We start from the raw sequence: 17864 nt of genomic DNA, 5'->3' as shown, positions 1-17864 counted from the left end.
TTTATTTCCCTAACTCAGGGTTTAAATCGATATAATTTTGATTGATTGGGAATACATATCCGTCACTGTTAGGAAGCAGCGTATAAGTAGTTCCTTTGAAAGTTCTTGTGTATGTTTTCTGAAAAGCTGGATCAAGATTTAATCTTCGCTGATCAAACCAGCGGAAACCTCTTCCTATGAATTCTTTTTCTCTTTCGGTTAAAACAAGATTTAAAGCTTCGGTATTTGTTGTTGCACTTACCTCATAAGCTGTGTTGGCTTTGTATCTTTTTGCTCTAAGAATATTCAAATAATCTACGGCTTTTTGAGTCTGTCCAGCTCTTGCATAACATTCAGCCGCAATTAAATACATTTCAGGAACTGAAACTCCGATATTGATTCCGTTAGTATAACTATACGAATTGATTCCGAAACCTCTTCCAGTATAACTTGGATAGAAATTGGTTCCTGCGATTGTGTAATAGTTATAACGCAAATCATCAGCACTGAAACTATTTAATAAGTCTGTCGATAATGGCGCTCCATTGTAAGTAAGCAATAAGGTTTTAGAAAATATAACTTCAGGATTCTGAATCAGAACTGGATAGCTATAGGCGGAAGCAAATGATTTTAAATCGATTAATTCATTCTGCATTTCTAAAGCTTTTTCTGCATTTTCAAGGCTCAGCTGATATTGGCCCATATAAAGATATGTTCTGGCAAGTAATGCGTAAGCAGCTCTTTTAGAAGGAAGCACATTAAATGAAGGCGTATCCTGAATATCATTTGCTAGAGCGCTTTTTAAATCAGAAATAATCTGATCGTAAACCTGTCCGACTGTACTTCTGTCCAATGATGAAAATAATTCTGGTTTCAATAATAGCGGAACTGCTTTTTCTGAATTTGCAGAAGCAGGATCAAATTGCGGACCATAAGTATTTACCAATTGCAAATAAGCAAAAGCTCTATGAACAAAGGCTTCAGCATAGATTTCTTTTTTTTCTGCATCCGTTCCTTTTTCGCTGCTCATAACGCCATCTAGAATTACATTGTTGTAATAAACGGCTTTGTACAGACTTACCCAGTCTGAATCTCCCTGCGATGGATCATAGATTATATCCTGCCAGGTGTAGCTGTTTCCCCAAATAGTTGTAATACCATTTTGATATGCCGTAGGAAAATCTACATCGGCGCTAGCTAATAGATAAATACCTCCAGAACCGCTAATGTCATTATAGCTATTGGCAAGCCCTCTGTAATCTGAGGTGTATTTTAAAATTCTGTTGTTTCCAACTTGCTCTACTTCAACATAGTCTCTGCATGAGTTTAACAGAAAGAATGGAAGAATATATAATGTGATCTTTAAAAGTTTCATAAAATCTGTTTTTTAGAATTAAAAACTGCAGCTTAGCTGTAAAGTGTATGTGCGCTGAGGAGGAAGGGTATTGTAGTTGTTGCTTGACAAATACTGAGGATCAATTCCTAAATCATTTTTAACCCATAATAATCCTAGATTCCTTGCAGCAAAATTGAAGCTCAATGACTTTATGAAAGTTTTTTCCAGCCATTGGTTTGGAACATTGTAGCCTAATGAAATCTGCTGTAATCTCACGTTATCTGCAGGAAGAACATTGATATCTGCCATTTGATAACGGTTTAAACTGTTATAGCTAATGTTAGCTAAGCCAGGAACATTTGTTGTGGCTTCGTCTCCAGGTTGTCTCCAACGGTCTGCAATAAGTTCGTCTTTGGCAACAGCTCCATATTGCACTCCTGTGTATGAAGGATAGTTTTGTAAAACTGTATTTCTAAACACGTGTCCTGCATAATATGTAATTTGAACTCCAAGTCTGAAGTTTTTAAATGAGAAATCATTCATGAAACCTCCAAAATAAGGAGCAAATGTAGTTCCCATATATTTTAGATCTTCTTTATCAATTGTTGCAATTCCTTGATTTGAATTCACAATAGTTCCATCTTTTTTATATACTGTAGATTGTCCATTGCTATCCAAACCTGCCCAGTTATATGCATAAAGATATCCGATAGGTTTGCCCAATGTTGTTACACCAGATAAGTATTGGTTGGTAGTTGTTGCTTCAAAACGAGAGTCTGTAACTTCGTTTGTATTATAGGATAAATTAAAACTGCTGTTCCATTTAAAAGCTCCGTTTATAATAATTCCCGAAATATTCAAATCGACACCATGTCCTTCAAGTGTTCCGGTGTTGTAATTTAAATAACTCCATCCAGTTGTTGGGTTGAAAGGCAGATTAGTTAAAATATCTTTTGACTTTTTATAGTACAAATCGGCACTTCCGTGTAAACGGTTATTAAAAAATCCGTAATCTAAACCAAAGTTTAGGGTTGTTGTAGTTTCCCATTTAATATCTGGATTTTCAGGCAATGAAATGCTGGCAGTTGGCAATTGCGTATTATAATCAACTGACCCAACACTGATCACAGCACTCTGGCTTCCAAAACCTCCTCCCGGAGCACTTCCAGCTTTACCATATGTAACTCTCAAAGCTAAATCGCTCAGCCAGTTTGTGTCTCTTAAGAAAGCTTCTTTATTAATATCCCATTTTGTTCCAACAGACCATAACGGCAAAGCTCTGTTTTTTCTAGAAGCACCTAGCAAGTTGTAATCATCAAAACGAATGCTTCCAGAAAGGTGATATCTGTTCATAAAATCATAAGAACCTAATCCGTAATAAGATAAATAACGATCGCGGTATCTGCTGATGCTGTTATCCGAAGTTCCTATAATATTCTGCCAACCATAAATTGTTGTGTAATAAACGGTTGGATTTACAGACTGTCCTGAATTGGTATCTTCGTTAAATCCGTAATATCTTTGGCTTGAACCTTCTCTGCGCTCTTCTCTGATTTCTGAACCGGCTAAGAAATGCAGACTGTTATTTTCATTAAAATTTTTATTGATATTCATCTGAAAACGCATACTCTGGGACTCGTTTCCTGTTAGAGTATTGTATAGATAAGCGCCAACTGGAATTCCATAAACCAATTTTCCAGCTGTATTTACAGAAGTAGCTTCGTTTATCAAATTTCGTGCATAATAACTGTCCAGTTCACTCAATGATTTGGTTTTATTTGCAATTGAGGTATACATTCCTGATGCTTCAAAATTTAGCCAGTTTGTAACTGTAGCAGTCAAACTTGCGTTCAATCTAAGATTTGCGCCTTTGGTGATTACATTTGAATAATTTAATTCATCTAAGTAATTGTACGACCACGGAAGATATCCTTGTGATTCAAATCCTTGTGCAACTTCTGGTCTGAAAATGATGTAACGGTCAATTCCGTTTCCATTTGCATCAGTAATCATATCATAAGGGCGCAATGCAAAGTTTGATACATTTGATAATGCTTCGTTTACTGTATTATTCACCTGATAGCTTGAAGAAACGTAGTTAATGCCAGTATTTAGCTTTAAGAAGCTTTTCAATTGAAATGAATTGTTTAGCGTAACATTATAAGACTTCGATTCATTGCCTCTCATTGCTGCCTCATCTTTATTATAGCCTAAAGACAAATAATAAGTGCTTTTATCATTTCCGCCACTAACTGATAAATCGTATTGAGTTGTCAGAGAGTTTCTTAATAAATATTTATTGATTTGGCCAAGATTGTCATTTTGAGACAGCTCATTTAATAATTGATCTCTTTCATTAAGAGAAATTTCGCCTCTCTGCTGTCTGAACATGATTTCTTGTGCAGCACTTGGATTTTTAGCCTGCCAATTACTGATATTATCTACAACAAATCCACCATTAACTAAATCTTTCTCATAATCAATATATTGGGCTGTATTCATGACACGCAGTTTTCCAAGATCCATTTTATCACCAATTGTTGTAGTAGTGCTGAAACTGATAGTTGGGTCTGCTTTTTTACCTTTTTTTGTTGTAATTACAATTACTCCATTAGCGGCACGAGATCCCCAGATCGAACTTGCGGCGGCATCTTTTAAAACGCTAATGCTTTCTACGTCATCAGGATTGATATAACTTAATATTGAAGTGCCTGAAACATCTCTTTTACTAAAAAAGAAATCATTTATAGGTTGTGGAAAACCATCGATTACAACAAGCGGACTTCCAACACCAGAATAACTATTTGTTCCTCTAATACTGATAGAACCAGTTCTTGGATCAACGTTTACACCTGCAATTTTTCCTTCAAGTCTTGACTGTATATCTACTGTTGGAACTTCGGCTAATTCTTTAGCGCCAATAACACCAATAGCTCCCGTAACTCTTTCTTTAGGAATTTCGGTATAACCGTTTGAAGCAGTGATTTCAACACTATGAAGTTCCATAACATCTGGAACAAGCGTTGCGTCAATAACTCTTTTATTGTTAACAGGTACTGTCACTGTTTTATATCCTAAAGAACTGAAAACAATTGTGTCATTTGGGGCAACTCTCATTCGGTAATCACCTTCTTTTCGAGTAATATCCCAAGTCTGTTTTCCTCTTAATACTACATTTACTCCAATAAGAGGAGCACCTTTTTTATCAGTTACTCTTCCTGTTAGCTCATATTCTAATTGTTCTGGTTTTTTGCTATTTCTTTTTACAACAACCTGCTTATCAATAATATCATAAGTCAAATTATTGTTTTTTAATGCGTTATTTAAAATTTCTTCCAAAGAAGCATCTTTCTCCATTGTAATCGTATTAGGAGATTTCAATACATCATCATTATAAAAGAAGACATAATTAGTCTGCTTTTCCAAAGTCGAAAAAAAGTCAATCAGCGGTGTGTTCTTGAAACGAACATGTATTTTATTTTGACCTAAAGAAGGGTTCGCATATAAACTACACATACTTATCCAAATAAATGCAGTAACAGATCTCATAAGCAGCAGATATAGGTAATAGTGGTATCGTCCAGAAAAATACTTTTCTGAATTATGTTTTTTATTCATAATTTTGTTTTGATTTTACGATGTAGTCAATTTAAGCGTTGACTACTGTTCTACAATGCCAAAAGATGGTTCCAACATCTTTTGGTTTTTTTTTGGTTAGTTTTTACAAATAAGGTTGATATGTTTATTTTTGGTCTTATATCATAGGCATTGGTGGTTTTAGAATTGATTTTTTTATTTTATAGTAATAGTTCTTTGGTTTGCGTTAACTGTACAAGTATTATTGGTAATACTCGACAAGGTATTTGCTAATGAATTTAGATTTTCGTTTAAAGCAAATGAACCCGAATAATTAGCATCTAAGTTTAAATTGGATCCTTTTATAAATTCAATTTTATAATATTTTGAAAGCTTGCTTAAAATATCGTTCAAAGACTGGCTTCTGAAGGTAAAATAACCTTCACGCCATGATAATATTGAAGCAACATCTTTTCTTTCAACTTTAATCTGTTTCTTATCCTTATTAATTGTAGCAATCATTCCGGGAGTCAAATCTTCCTGAATTTCCTGACTGCTTAACAATCCTTTTTTCGAATACGTAATTCTAACTTTTCCTTGTAAAAGAGCCGTTTGAACGGTTGCATCTTCAGGATAAGAACTCACATTAAAGACAGTTCCAAGCACTCGAACATTACATTCTTTTGTTTTTACAAAAAAGGGTTTTGTTTTATCGTGCGCAACGTCAAAAGCAGCTTCTCCTGTTAAGTATACTTCACGAATAGAACCGTCAAATTGAGTTGGATAAATCAGAGACGAACCAGAATTTAACCAAACTGTTGTTCCGTCGATCAATACAATTTGTGTTCTTTTGCCATAAGGAACTCTAACCGTATTAAAAGCCGAAGCATTATTTGAATTTGTGTTTATAGCTTGTTTTCCAACGGTTATTTTTTCTCCATTTTTACCATAACTAATAACAGAACTATCTTGCACCGCGATAGTCTGCTGGTTTTGTAAAACAAGAGAAATATTTTCTAAATCAACATTCGATTCTATTGATGTACTTGCAGCAAACTGCTCTAATGCTGTTTGAGATTTACTGCTTTCAGTAGCTGTATAATTTATGAATACAGATAATGAAACTAATAAAACGATACTAGCAGCAGCAGAATAGGCTAGAAGTCTTTTTTTCTTCCTGCGCCTAGATTCTTTTTGTTCTAGTTCGATTAGTCCAAGATGAATCCGATTTTTTAAATAATCTTTTTCATCATTCGATATTTTGTTAAAATTAATTTGCAAGGCGATGTTTTTTTATGGGGTATATATTTCTAAAGAGAACAGTTCTTTAAAAACATAGACAAAAAAAATAACCTTTTTTTAAAGTTTTTTTCGAAGTTCTTTCAAACATCTGTATATCAGTGTTCTGCAGGACTCAATAGAAATGCCTAAAATAGTGGCAATTTCTTCATAAGGTTTGTCTTCGTTAAATCTGTAGAATAACGCCTTGCGCTGTTTTTCTGTAAGTTCTTCCATCGCAAAAGCCAGTTTTGAGTTTAACTCCAAATTGATTTCCTCTTCAATTAAAGTTTCTTCAAATGAGAGTTCTTTAAGGATAACCGAATCATAATCAGAGGAAATAGAAAATATTTTTTGAGAAGCTTTATTCTTCTTCAAAACATTTCTTTGTGTGATTTTGAATAAATATGATTTTACGTTTACACTTTCGGCAAGACCGCTTCGGTATTTGTAGATGTCCAAAAAAACATCGTGAATTGCATCTTTGGCAATTGTAGGTTCGTTAGTATATTGTAAAGCAAAAGTAAGTAAAACATCAGCATAGATATCATATAGCTTTTCAAAGGCAGTAATATCGCCTTTTTTAACTTGTTGCCATAAAGAAATATCTGTTGTGGTATTTTCCATTTAAGGAATAAAATTGCTTATGTTTTTAAAGCAAATCTAAAACTTTTAAAGCTAATAGTGGTAAATTTTAATAGATTTCATGCTATTTTGTGTTAATTGGTAAAAATAATAGCGATTGTTTTGTTAAATTCAACCATTTTTTTAATGTTTTGATATTTGTGGCTTATTGCATTATTTTTAAGTGTCTATAAATTTAAAATTAAGAGTGCTTTTCTCCCAGAAGTTATCTAATGGGAGCAATTGTGAAATAATCCACTTTTTGCATTAGTAAACTAGACTAGCAAATTAATAAGTAAAATTGCCACTAGTATGCCACAATCCATAATTCAACTTTGGCATGAGTTGTAATTTTAAGTTATTTTAGTAAATTTATCTAATCATAATTCATTAAGAAAGCAGGACAAATCAATAAATGAAACCAGAACTCACCACTTTAAAAAAACTGCGTGACATGCTCGCATTTATGAATCTCCCTGTTTATTCCTATATAGACAGTGATGATTTTGCTATTTTAAAAGTACATGAGATGGGACTAAAAATGCCTTATATAACTCCTACGTTTAGGCCTGATCATTACACTTTAGTAATAGTAAAAGAGGGGGAAGGAACTTTTGTGTCTGGAAATGAGGTTTTTAAAGTAAGTTCTGGGCACGTATTTATGAAGCGTCCTGATATTTACGTTTCCAGCGGATGGACCGAGATGAAGAGTGTGTACAATATTAGTTTCAGGAAGGATTTTATTTCGCACTGTCTGCCATTGGGAGTGGACGAAATATTGGAAATGGATCAATCCAATGGAATAAATTATCTTCTAAATGAGGAGGAAATTAATAGAATGGAAGAGTTGTGTTTAGAATTATATGAACACGCTATTTCTCTGACGCCAATTAAAGATGAAATAATGTCAAATATTCTTATTTATATCCTGTTGCTCATACAAAAGCATCAAAATGAAATTAATGCAGAAGTTTTAAATGAGAAGAATGCTGCCATTGTAGCCGCATTTCGCAGTAACATGGATAAAAACTTTACCCTGCTCATCTCCGGTGAATGCAGTTCAGTATTTCGAATAAAAGAACATGCAGAATTATTAAACATCAGTGAAAGTAACCTTTCAAAAATTATAAGCAAAAGCTCTGGAAAAACGGTCAATCAATGGATAAACGAAAAACTCATAGATGAAATAACATATCTTCTTAAAAACACGGACAAATCAATGGCCGAGATAGCAGAAGTGTATGCTTTTAATGAATTGAAGCAGTTTTACAGCTTTTTTAAAAAGCATGCTCATAAAAGTGCCATTGTGGTGCGGAATGATTTTAATGCCTCTCACAGCGAACACAATCACATTTATAAAGGCAACGTTGTTCCTATCCGTCCAAACTGGTAATTTTGCGTAAGATATAGATTGAAATTAAGCTTTAGTATTCTCTTTTCGATATTCTACTGGCGAAAGCCCTGTATGTTTCTTAAAAAAGATACTAAAATAAGACAAATACGAGAAACCTAGCATATTAGCAATTTCTTTCATTGAAAATCGCTGCTCCATAATTAAAATTTTAGCAGTGCTCAGCGTTTTCTCAGCAATCAATTGTCCGCCAGTTTTCCCTGTTTTTTCCTTTAGAATACTTGAAAGATAATTTTCGTGAAGCTGCTGCATTTCTGCGTAATCTTTAATATAGAGTATTCTGTTGACTTTCCCCTTTAGCAATTGATCATAGTGATATTCCAGGTTTTGTGTAAAATCTTTAAGAATGTCGGGATTTCGATTTTGAGCGGTATGAATTTTATATCCTTCCCAATACTCCTGTTTAATTTTAAGTAAAAAACGGGTAAGTAAATTAGCGCACATTTTTTTTTGAAATGGAGATTCTCTTTGAAGCTGCTGGACAATAAGCAATAGAATCTTTTTTAATTCCAGTCTAAATTCCATTGTAGTTTGTAATGGAACCTGCCTTTCAAATAAAAGGAACGGAAATGTTTTATAAATCGAAATTCCAGCATATTTTGAAATAAAGTCTTCGGTAAACAGCAGTCCGTAAGATTCCTCAACAGAATACCATGTAAGCTGCTGAAGTTCTCCAGGTTTATTCACAAAAAACATTCCCGATTTTACAATATACTGCTCCTTGTCTACAGTAATTTTTCCATGAGCTTCCATGAGAAATCCTATTGAGAAAAAGGTAGTATAAAATGGAGGAGTGCTCCATGGAAAGGTATGATCGCGATGGAGTATGCGAGAGTTCACAAATGAAAATTCGGCATCACCCAGATGTCCGTGAGATAATTCATTTCCCATGACTTCCACTGTTTCATAAAAATCAGTGAATTTTGGCTTTTTATCATTTTCCATTTTCTAAAAACTTAAATATTTAATAATTGAGTACGGATTACAGAATGTGAAGGTCATCATAAGGAAGAAAAGGGAGCGATTTGCCGATAATTTTATGTTTTTTAGGAGTTAAATTTATTATTTAAAAAGTCTTTTCTAATAGCGCCTGGGGCATGTAATGTCTGTGATTTAAAGTAGGTGTAAAAATGATTCACGTCTGTAAAAGCAAACAATGCTGCAATTTCTTTGATTGATTTGTCTGAATGCTTCAAGAGATAATTAATTTCATCAACCATTTTTTCATTGATCCAGTCATTAATCGTTTTATTTGTTGAATTACTGATTACTTTGCAAAGGTGGTTTTCATTTAAATTCAGAAGCTTTGCGTGCTCTTTGGTACGCATCACAACACTGTTTTTTCCGGTAAGCAGATTGTTGAAATTATCATCTAAATTTTGGCGAAAAGCATTAACAATTGAGGTGTTTTTTTCTATTTTGGAATACGGTTTTTCTTTATCCTGCTGCTGTATTGTAAACAGTAGACAAAGGGTAAGATTGGCCAGCATTTCTTCTTTGTAAGGCAAAAAAGAATTATTCTCATCAAAAATTTCAATGAAAGTCTGCTCGAGGTAGAGCATAGTTTCTTTTGACAGCGTTTTTGTACAGCCATTCATTTTGTCTGTGTTCATAATAGAATTGATTCCTTCGGGTAAATATTCTGAAACAAAATCCTTACTGAAACAAATATGGTACACTTTTCCGATAACACTCCAGTTGCTCGAAAGAAATGAATCTGGGCGAGAAATAAATACATTGCCTGAACGAAGTTCAAAGTTCTCATTTCCTACCATACAGTTTCCAGAGCCGTTTGCAATTATGGTGAGATTATAAAAGGAAGGCCGAAAAGTAGGTGATATGCATGGTGTATTGATACTCATCTCATGCAGTTTTAATGCAGCAAAATCTGTATTATTGCTATAATTATCTGGCAACTTCATAAATGCCAGACAATCATCAAGTTTACTTAAGGTAGTCAGCTGTGGTATCATTCTAATTCGCTTATAAACAATTTCTTAAGCTTGAAACTGCGCTTTTATTTTTTTTCAAAGTTGCGTAAAAAAATAATATCTGGCAGGCACCATTTCTGACATAAAATTATAAAATTTAAAGATTTTAGCTAAAGTGAAGACTTTTGCGATATCTCTTCGAATATCAAACATTCCGAGGAAAGTCCCGTCCAATCAAAGACATCTCTAATACTGTCAAATATAGGTATTTGAATATCCATTATTTTTTTCTTTTAAAATTAAAACAATTATATCCAAATCTGATTTTTTTAACTGTTTAATTATAAGTGTTTTTAAATCAATTGATTATAAGAGTTTCTAGAACTATGTCATCTGACAACCACAAAAAATCATCAAAAAACTCAAATCTTGGATAATTATAATCTTTAGTGAATTTTTCACAGTTAGTAAACTTTCCTGCAGCTATAATTTTGCTTCAGATAATCAACAAAGCAGATAAATAATTTATAGCCTGTTCATCTCTATAGCTGATTATTTTTTAAGAAAGCAAGCATCAATAGTAGTAACCTTTAAATATTTCGACATGAAAAAATTTCCAATACCACCATTTACTTTAGAAACAGCCCTTGAGAAAATACAGCTTGCGGAAGATGGATGGAACAGCCGCGATCCGCAGAGAGTTGCCCAAGCTTACACTATAGACAGCGAATGGAGAAATCGACACCTATTTATAAACGGTCGTGATGAAATTATTGATTTTCTGTCTCATAAATGGGAAAAAGAACTCGATTATAAACTAAAAAAAGAATACTGGGCGCATACAGAAAACCGCATTGCTGTGAGATTTGAGTATGAATATAGAGATGTAAACGGCCAGTGGTTTAGAGCATACGGAAATGAAAATTGGGAATTTGATGAAGAGGGATTAATGAGAAGAAGATACGCAAGCATTAATGATCTGCCTATTAAAGAGAGTGAACGAAAATTTATCTGATTTTAAAAACTAAAGAATTAATAACCCTAATAAATTAAAATTATGAAAACAAGTTACCACACAAGAAAAGTGAACGGAGTCGAAATTTTCTACAGAGAAGCAGGAGATAAACAAAAACCGACATTAGTACTGCTTCACGGATACCCGACATCTTCGCACATGTTTCGCAATCTGATAAATTATCTTGCAGATGATTTTCACGTAATAGCTCCAGATTATCCTGGTTACGGTAGAAGTGAGCAGCCGCCAATTAAGGATTTTGACTATACATTTGAAAATTTCAGCAACATAGTTAAAACGTTATTGGATGAATTGGAAATCAAAAAATTCAGTCTTTATTTAATGGATTACGGTGCGCCTGTTGGTTTTAGAATTGCAAGCAGAAATCCAAACCAAATAGAAACACTTATTGTGCAGAACGGTTGCGCATACGAAGAAGGATTGGAAACTTTCTGGGATCCTTTTAGAGCGTTGTGGAAAGACAGAAATGATAAAGAAGCGGCAGCTACATTAAGCACTTTCCATGCTCCTGATGGACTGAAATGGCAATATACACACAACGTTCCAGATACTTCAGTAGTTTCTCCAGACAATTGGGAAATTGATTTGCGACACTTGGAACGTCCTGAAAATGGGGATATTCAGCTGGCACTTTTTTATGATTACAGAACCAATGTGCCTTTATACCCTGAATGGCAGGAATATTTTAGAACATACAATCCAGAAATGCTGATTGTTTACGGAAAAGATGATTATATTTTTCCAGGCGTGGGAGCTGAAGCTTTCAAAAAAGACGTGAAAAATCTTGAATTTCATTTGTTTCCGACAGGGCATTTTGCATTGGAAAGTTTTGGAGATGAAATTTCAGAACTTATTAAAGATTTCCTTATCAGAAAAACGGGTAAAAATTAATCATTTAATAGAGATAAATGACTAATAAATCGATCACGGAGCAAGCCTGCGCAGTCGCTTACAAAAGCATTTATGTAAATGATACGGAAATTTTTTACCGAGAAGCAGGAGAGGAAGGGAAACCAAATCTCCTGCTGCTTCACGGATATCCGTCGTCATCGCATATGTTTCGGAATGTAATTCCGATGCTTTCAGAGCAATTTCATATTCTTGCTCCCGATTTACCAGGCTTTGGTTTTAGTGCTGTTCCAGAAAAAGATAAGTTTGCGTATACTTTTGAAAATTTTGCTCTAATAATAGCAGGATTCTTAGAAAAACTGAATATCACAAAAACGAGCTTTTACCTTTTTGATTATGGTGCGCCAATTCTGATGCACGTAATTGCAAAAAGTAGTATAGCAGTCGAAATGCTCATTTTTCAGAATGGAAACATTTATGAAGAAGGTCTCGGACAGGGAATTAAAAACTCAATGTTTCTCTTTGATAATGAAAACAGCGAAAACAGCGCAAAACTAGAAAAGCTGGTTGAATTCGATTATATCAAATGGGAATATCTTACAGGCGTTTCCAATTTGAATAAAATTGCTCCAGAATCGTATCACTTAGATCAATTTTTAATGCAAAGAATAGGCTTAAGAGAAATTCATTTGGCTATTAAAAAAGACTACGGAAATAATCTTGCTTTTTATAAAGCTTGGCAGGAAAAATTGATAGCATCACAATTTCCTACATTAATCGTTTGGGGGGAAAATGATGAAGTGTTTCTAAAGGAAGGAGCGATCGCTATTCATAATGCTTTGCCAAGTTCAAAGCTAATTTTTTATCCCACGGGCCATTTTGCCTTAGAAGAATTTGGGGTTGAGATTGCTGGGGCAATAATCGATTATTATTACAACTCACTGCAACAACACTAAAAATGGAAAATTATCTTCAATACGGACTGTTACTTTTAGCCTCCATAGTGGGCGGAGCTGTAAATGCTTTTGCAGGCGGGGGCGGGTTTATCGTTTTTCCAAGTTTAGTTTTAAACGGAGTTTCGTCAATTCGAGCCAATGCTATGACTTGCGTGTCTATGTGGTTTGGAAATGTAGCCAGTGTTAAGGCATTCAAAAATGACATTCGCATCCAGTCAAAAGATTTGAAAATTATTTTACTGATTAGCGGAATCGGTGGATTATGCGGTGCAACGGTAATGGTCATGACAGATCCCAAACTTTTTAAATCTTTGGTTCCTTATTTTCACCTGATATCTTGGGGAACATTTGCGTTTAGCAAACCTATATTGGCTTATTTTCAAAAAGTTACTTCCGGAAGCGGACATTTTCAATATTCACATGGAAAACTACTTCCGTTGTTTCTGATTAACTTTTATGGCGGGTATTTTAATGCTGGAATAGGAATCATGATTCTTACTCTTTTCACCCTTTACGGAATGAAAGATTTAAATGAAATGAATGGATTAAAAGTGCTGATGGTTACAGTAAACAATGGAATTGCTGCGTTATGCTTTATATTTTCGGGTTTAATAGACTGGAAAATTACCATTGTGCTGACAATAGGAGGAATTATTGGCGGTTATTATGGGGCAGTATTTTCTAGACATATGAATCAGGAACTGGTTAGAAAATTAATAATTGTGGTCGGAGGTATCATTGCGGTATACTTTTTTACTCTGTAACAAACTTCTATGAGCTTAAAAAAAAATATATCTAAAAGTGTAAGTGTTTTAAAATGAAGTAATTAAATTGTGCGTATTCGGAAAATACTTATCTTTAAGATCAATCGTAAAAATATTAATAACTATTAAAATTTCGAAATGAAAAAAATAGCAATCAATGGCTTTGGCCGAATAGGAAGAGCTGCTCTTAAAATTATTTTAGAAACTCCTGAGCTTGAAGTCGTGGGGATTAATGATTTAATGAGCATAGAAAATGCAGTTTACCTTTTAAAGTATGATAGTATCTATGGAAGATTTGAAAAAAAGGTGAGTATAGATGGAGACTCAATAGTGATTGACGGAAAATCAATTCGCTATACAGCAATAAAAGACCCTGCAGAATTACCTTGGAGAGAATTAGATGTTGAAGTGGCGATTGAAAGCACAGGGTTTTTCACCAATAAACCAGATGCAGAAAAGCATATTGCGGCGGGCGCTAAGTTTGTAGTGATTTCTGGTCCGACAAAAGATACTCCAACAATCGTACACGGTGTAAATACCGAAGAAGGAAAAGTTTCTATATTCTCCTGTGCAAGCTGTACAACCAACAATATTGGACCAATTATAGAAATAATCGGAAGAAGAATTGGAATAAAAAAGGCAATACTTAATACGACTCACGCTTATACAGCATCGCAGACATTGGTAGATGCGCCATCAAAAAAAGAGCCTCGCATGGGGCGCGGCGCAGCAATAAATTCAGCGCCGGCAGCAACAGGAGCTGCAATTGCAGTTACAAAAGCACTTCCTGAATATGCAGGAAAATTTGATGGTATTGCAGTGAGAGTTCCAGTGCCAATTGGTTCTATATCGGATATCACATTTGTTACAGAACGTCCAACATCTGTCGAGGAAATTAATGCTATTCTAAAAGAGGAAGCTCAAACCGACAGGTATAAAAAAGTAGTGGATGTAAGCGATGAACCTTTGGTTTCTTCCGATATGATCAAAAATGCTTTTGCAGCAACTGTAGATCTTGAAATGACCCGCGTAGTCGATGGTGACCTTGTAAAAGTTATGGCATGGTACGATAACGAATGGGGATTTACAAACCAAATGATCAGACAGATTCAAGAATTGTAAAAAGAAATCATCTTACTTTATTTAAAAAGCAAACCTCCAAAATTTGAAACTTTGGAGGTTTTACATTTATAATCTATTCTGTTTTAAGTCTGCTTTTTCCGGCTGGCAAGCTTAACTTTTGTTTTTTAGTGAATCTGACACCGTTTTTCTGATTTCCTCTGCGGTAAGATTGACACCTATTATTATGCCTTTTTCATCCAGCAAATAATTATAAGGGATGTTTTCTATTCCCATTGTATTTTCCATTTTTTGATCTTGATCTAATAAATTTGTCCAACTTAATTGATCTTTTGCTATCGCATCAGTCCACTGCTTTTTATTTTTGTCCCTTGAAATTCCAATGATTTCAAAATCTTGAGATGCAAATTCCTGCTTTAAACCAATCAATTCAGGATTTTTTTTCCTGCAGGGCGCACACCACGAAGCCCAGAAATCAATAAGCACTATTTTTCCTTTATATTTCTCAAGGCCAACTAAATTGCCATCCTGATCTGGAAGTTTAAAGTCTAAAAAAGGTTTTCCAACAGCGTAAGTGTCAAATTTCTCAATTCCTTTTTTATATAATTTAAGGTATTGGCTATCTTGTTTGGAAATATCTAAAATCGAATATAATGAAGTAAGCTGCTGTTTGTCCAAAATTGGATTTATAAGCGCTAGCTCTGCCAAAATTGCCCCGCTGAAAGGATGAGAATGATGTTTACTAAAAAATGTTGTTAATTTTGAATACAACAATTTGCTAAAATCTTTTTTGCCTGCGTTCGACTTATAGAAATTTAAGTATTCCTTCTGCAATTCTGAAGAATAAGATCCTTTAACGGTATCGATATGCATAGTCTGTATAGATTTTCCATCTTTTAGAGCTTTGTCAACACTGATATTAATAGTTATTGCATTGTTTTCCAGATAGAATTGCGGAGCATTAGCAGCAGATGGCAAATATATTTTCGCTACAACGGTATCTTTTACAGAACCTTTAAATTCAAATTGCTTATTTTCAATTTTTACACTATCCTGAATATCTCCGTAATATAAATATGCAAAACTATCAGTCATATCACCTTTTACGCTTCCCTTTAAGGTAAAAGCTTTAACGGTTCGGTCTGCTGTAGTTTGGCTATGAATAGAAGTATTCAAAGCGACGAAGAACAAGATTAATTTTAGGGTTTTAATATTTATCATTTTAAAATGTATGTACAGTAAATAATATCAAGTTTCTTTATAACTTTTGTGATGCCTTGTCAGTATCTTTTATAAACTTAATAAGTCCTTTCATGTATGTTTGCTGATCATCGTACATACTCATGTGACTTCCTTTATCACAGTACAGGTAAGTTCCGTTTTGGACTTCTGAGGCAATCCATTGCATGTGCTTTGGATCCATGGTGTCATATTTAGCACCAATTGATAATGTTGGTACAGAGATTTTAGAAATTTGATTTTTGATATCCCATTTTTCTAGTTTACCCGAAATACCGAATTCGCTCGGTCCCTGCATTGTAACATATAGAGATTCATTGATTTTTGCGAATGAACGGCTAAGCGGTTCCGGCCAGTCATTGATATTCATTCTTATAATATGTTTTGCGTAGAAATTTGGAATCAGCAGTTCCATATATTTTGGATTTTTATAATCTTTATTTTTTTCAATTTCTCTCAATTGAGACAAAACATCCGGATTCATCTGTTTGGCAAGAACTTCGGAATAATTGCTGTAATCAATAGCACTCATCATCATATTAGAAATAATTAAACCTTTTAAATGTTCCTGATATTTTAAGGCGTATTCGGCTGCCAGAATGCCGCCCCAAGAATGTCCCAACAGATAAAAGTTGTCTTTGTCCAGATTTAATGCTTTTCGAACCTGTTCAACTTCGTCCACAAATCTTGGCAGATCCCAAAATGACGGATCATTCGGGTTCTCAGAATTACCAGTGCCAAGCTGGTCGTAATAAATAAATTCAATTCCTTCGGCAGGGAGGAAGCTCTCCATGCATTCAAAATATTCATGCGTAGCTCCTGGACCTCCATTAAGCAGCAATACTTTAATTTTAGGATTATTGCCTACAGTTTTTGTCCAGACCTTAAATTTTCCCTTTGGAGTGGTAATTTCTACTATTTTGATTCCACCTGTCTTAATGCCTTTAGAGCTGTCCTTGAAATAAGCAATTTGTTCTGTACTGGCGGTTTGAGACTGATTCTCTTTCGTATTGCAGGCGTTTAGAAAAAGCATTGCAAAAATCAGTAAAATAACTCTGTTGTAAATAATCATGAATATTGTTTTAAATTAGTAATCAGTAATATATGCTTTAAAATGTTTAAAATTTAATTTTGTGTTGAATGATACAAAAATGGATAAAAAAAAGGCTTAGCTAATGATGCTAAGCTGCATTTCTATTTGAGTTTTGAGGATTGCATTGTCTGGATACATTCTTCTTAAAACATTTAGTCCGCTCCAAAATGTAACGAGATATCTCGCAAGAATTTCTGGATGGGTTTTGCTCTGCAATCTGCCTTCTTTCTGTGCTTTTTCAATTGCCCAAATATACATCTGCTCCATTTCTTTTAAGACGTTCAAGGCATCATCTTGAAATTTCTGATCAACAAAACTCATTTCGATGATGGTGTTCACAATCAGGCACCCCATTAAATGGCTGTTTTTTTCCGCTTCGGCGAGAGATCGAAAAAAGTCTTTTATCAGATCAATAGGTGATTCGCTTTCCATAAGCTGCTGTTTGAAATGATTTAAATCATTTCGTCGCAATTGAAGTGCTTTAGAAAAAAGTTCTTTTTTTCCGCCTTTGAAGGTATTATAAAAACTGCCACTTCCAATTTGCATGGCCTCCAGGAGATCTTCAAGTGAAGTGGGAGTGAAGCCTTTTTCCCAAAATAAAATCTGGGCTTTTTTTAAAAGTTCTTCTTCATTAAATATTGATGGTCTGCCTCGCATTTTATTTCTGTAGTATTTAATACAAAATTAGATATTTTATTTCAAATTCAAAGAA

Annotated in this window: 15 protein-coding genes; 6 read left to right on the top strand and 9 right to left on the bottom strand. The window is 34.2% G+C overall.

The features are described from left to right. Position 1: 1 nt before the first annotated feature. The 4 genes from OD917_RS07625 to OD917_RS07610 form a co-directional block, all read right to left on the bottom strand. Positions 2 to 1354, bottom strand: a complete 1353-nt coding sequence (locus OD917_RS07625; protein ID WP_263522962.1) for a RagB/SusD family nutrient uptake outer membrane protein — start codon at positions 1352 to 1354, stop codon at positions 2 to 4. An 18-nt stretch (positions 1355 to 1372) separates the two neighbouring features. After that, a complete protein-coding gene (locus tag OD917_RS07620; protein ID WP_263522961.1) occupies positions 1373 to 4933 on the bottom strand; it encodes a SusC/RagA family TonB-linked outer membrane protein in 3561 nt (1186 codons plus the stop codon). Between the two features lie 174 nt (positions 4934 to 5107). Then, entirely contained in the window at positions 5108 to 6172 is a 1065-nt protein-coding gene (locus tag OD917_RS07615) for a FecR family protein (protein WP_263522960.1), read from the bottom strand. A 78-nt stretch (positions 6173 to 6250) separates the two neighbouring features. Continuing rightward, on the bottom strand, positions 6251 to 6796 hold the full coding sequence (locus OD917_RS07610; protein ID WP_263522959.1) for an RNA polymerase sigma factor: 546 nt from the start codon (positions 6794 to 6796) through the stop codon (positions 6251 to 6253). Between the two features lie 412 nt (positions 6797 to 7208). Between OD917_RS07610 and OD917_RS07605 the strand changes: the two genes are divergently transcribed. Further along, a complete protein-coding gene (locus OD917_RS07605; protein ID WP_263522958.1) occupies positions 7209 to 8186 on the top strand; it encodes an AraC family transcriptional regulator in 978 nt (325 codons plus the stop codon). A 24-nt stretch (positions 8187 to 8210) separates the two neighbouring features. Here OD917_RS07605 and OD917_RS07600 read toward each other — a convergent pair whose 3' ends face one another. Together OD917_RS07600 and OD917_RS07595 are read right to left on the bottom strand one after the other, a co-directional pair. Continuing rightward, the gene (locus OD917_RS07600) at positions 8211 to 9149 is read right to left on the bottom strand and encodes a helix-turn-helix domain-containing protein (protein ID WP_263522957.1); all 939 of its coding nucleotides are present in this window, start codon (positions 9147 to 9149) and stop codon (positions 8211 to 8213) included. A gap of 101 nt (positions 9150 to 9250) precedes the next feature. Further along, complete coding sequence (locus tag OD917_RS07595) at positions 9251 to 10177, bottom strand: helix-turn-helix domain-containing protein (protein ID WP_263522956.1); 927 nt, start codon at positions 10175 to 10177, stop codon at positions 9251 to 9253. Between the two features lie 562 nt (positions 10178 to 10739). Here OD917_RS07595 and OD917_RS07590 point away from each other — a divergent pair. The 5 genes from OD917_RS07590 to OD917_RS07570 all read left to right on the top strand — a co-directional run bounded on the left by OD917_RS07590 (position 10740) and on the right by OD917_RS07570 (position 14862). After that, the gene (locus OD917_RS07590) at positions 10740 to 11150 is read left to right on the top strand and encodes a nuclear transport factor 2 family protein (RefSeq protein ID WP_263522955.1); all 411 of its coding nucleotides are present in this window, start codon (positions 10740 to 10742) and stop codon (positions 11148 to 11150) included. A 42-nt stretch (positions 11151 to 11192) separates the two neighbouring features. Then, complete coding sequence (locus tag OD917_RS07585) at positions 11193 to 12062, top strand: alpha/beta fold hydrolase (protein ID WP_263522954.1); 870 nt, start codon at positions 11193 to 11195, stop codon at positions 12060 to 12062. A gap of 17 nt (positions 12063 to 12079) precedes the next feature. Further along, positions 12080 to 12976, top strand: coding sequence for an alpha/beta fold hydrolase (locus OD917_RS07580; RefSeq protein WP_263522953.1), 897 nt, complete (start codon positions 12080 to 12082; stop codon positions 12974 to 12976). A gap of 2 nt (positions 12977 to 12978) precedes the next feature. Continuing rightward, entirely contained in the window at positions 12979 to 13740 is a 762-nt protein-coding gene (locus OD917_RS07575) for a sulfite exporter TauE/SafE family protein (RefSeq protein WP_263522952.1), read from the top strand. Between the two features lie 138 nt (positions 13741 to 13878). Then, positions 13879 to 14862: a type I glyceraldehyde-3-phosphate dehydrogenase gene (locus OD917_RS07570; protein WP_250836550.1), complete on the top strand. Its 984-nt coding sequence runs from the start codon at positions 13879 to 13881 to the stop codon at positions 14860 to 14862. Between the two features lie 111 nt (positions 14863 to 14973). Here the strand turns inward: OD917_RS07570 and OD917_RS07565 are convergent, their stop codons facing one another. The 3 genes from OD917_RS07565 to OD917_RS07555 form a co-directional block, all read right to left on the bottom strand. Continuing rightward, entirely contained in the window at positions 14974 to 16041 is a 1068-nt protein-coding gene (locus tag OD917_RS07565) for a TlpA disulfide reductase family protein (protein ID WP_263522951.1), read from the bottom strand. Positions 16042 to 16078: 37 nt separating this feature from the next. Continuing rightward, positions 16079 to 17131: a proline iminopeptidase-family hydrolase gene (locus tag OD917_RS07560; protein ID WP_263522950.1), complete on the bottom strand. Its 1053-nt coding sequence runs from the start codon at positions 17129 to 17131 to the stop codon at positions 16079 to 16081. Between the two features lie 96 nt (positions 17132 to 17227). Next, positions 17228 to 17809: a TetR/AcrR family transcriptional regulator gene (locus tag OD917_RS07555; RefSeq protein WP_263522949.1), complete on the bottom strand. Its 582-nt coding sequence runs from the start codon at positions 17807 to 17809 to the stop codon at positions 17228 to 17230. Between the last annotated feature and the right edge of the window lie 55 nt (positions 17810 to 17864).

The sequence above is a fragment of the Flavobacterium sp. SH_e genome, assembly GCF_025717045.1.
In the GTDB taxonomy this organism is placed as follows: domain Bacteria; phylum Bacteroidota; class Bacteroidia; order Flavobacteriales; family Flavobacteriaceae; genus Flavobacterium.
This window is presented reverse-complemented; position numbering and strand designations above follow the sequence as displayed.

Excerpts from the sequence above, each read along its gene's own strand:
- OD917_RS07565 (WP_263522951.1), bottom strand. The coding sequence starts at position 16,041 with ATGATAAATATTAAAACCCTAAAATTAATCTTGTTCTTCGTCGCTTTG.
- OD917_RS07610 (WP_263522959.1), bottom strand. The coding sequence starts at position 6,796 with ATGGAAAATACCACAACAGATATTTCTTTATGGCAACAAGTTAAAAAA.
- OD917_RS07620 (WP_263522961.1), bottom strand. The coding sequence starts at position 4,933 with ATGAATAAAAAACATAATTCAGAAAAGTATTTTTCTGGACGATACCAC.
- OD917_RS07560 (WP_263522950.1), bottom strand. The coding sequence starts at position 17,131 with ATGATTATTTACAACAGAGTTATTTTACTGATTTTTGCAATGCTTTTT.
- OD917_RS07590 (WP_263522955.1), top strand. The coding sequence starts at position 10,740 with ATGAAAAAATTTCCAATACCACCATTTACTTTAGAAACAGCCCTTGAG.
- OD917_RS07585 (WP_263522954.1), top strand. The coding sequence starts at position 11,193 with ATGAAAACAAGTTACCACACAAGAAAAGTGAACGGAGTCGAAATTTTC.
- OD917_RS07580 (WP_263522953.1), top strand. The coding sequence starts at position 12,080 with ATGACTAATAAATCGATCACGGAGCAAGCCTGCGCAGTCGCTTACAAA.
- OD917_RS07595 (WP_263522956.1), bottom strand. The coding sequence starts at position 10,177 with ATGATACCACAGCTGACTACCTTAAGTAAACTTGATGATTGTCTGGCA.
- OD917_RS07575 (WP_263522952.1), top strand. The coding sequence starts at position 12,979 with ATGGAAAATTATCTTCAATACGGACTGTTACTTTTAGCCTCCATAGTG.
- OD917_RS07605 (WP_263522958.1), top strand. The coding sequence starts at position 7,209 with ATGAAACCAGAACTCACCACTTTAAAAAAACTGCGTGACATGCTCGCA.
- OD917_RS07600 (WP_263522957.1), bottom strand. The coding sequence starts at position 9,149 with ATGGAAAATGATAAAAAGCCAAAATTCACTGATTTTTATGAAACAGTG.
- OD917_RS07570 (WP_250836550.1), top strand. The coding sequence starts at position 13,879 with ATGAAAAAAATAGCAATCAATGGCTTTGGCCGAATAGGAAGAGCTGCT.
- OD917_RS07555 (WP_263522949.1), bottom strand. The coding sequence starts at position 17,809 with ATGCGAGGCAGACCATCAATATTTAATGAAGAAGAACTTTTAAAAAAA.
- OD917_RS07625 (WP_263522962.1), bottom strand. The coding sequence starts at position 1,354 with ATGAAACTTTTAAAGATCACATTATATATTCTTCCATTCTTTCTGTTA.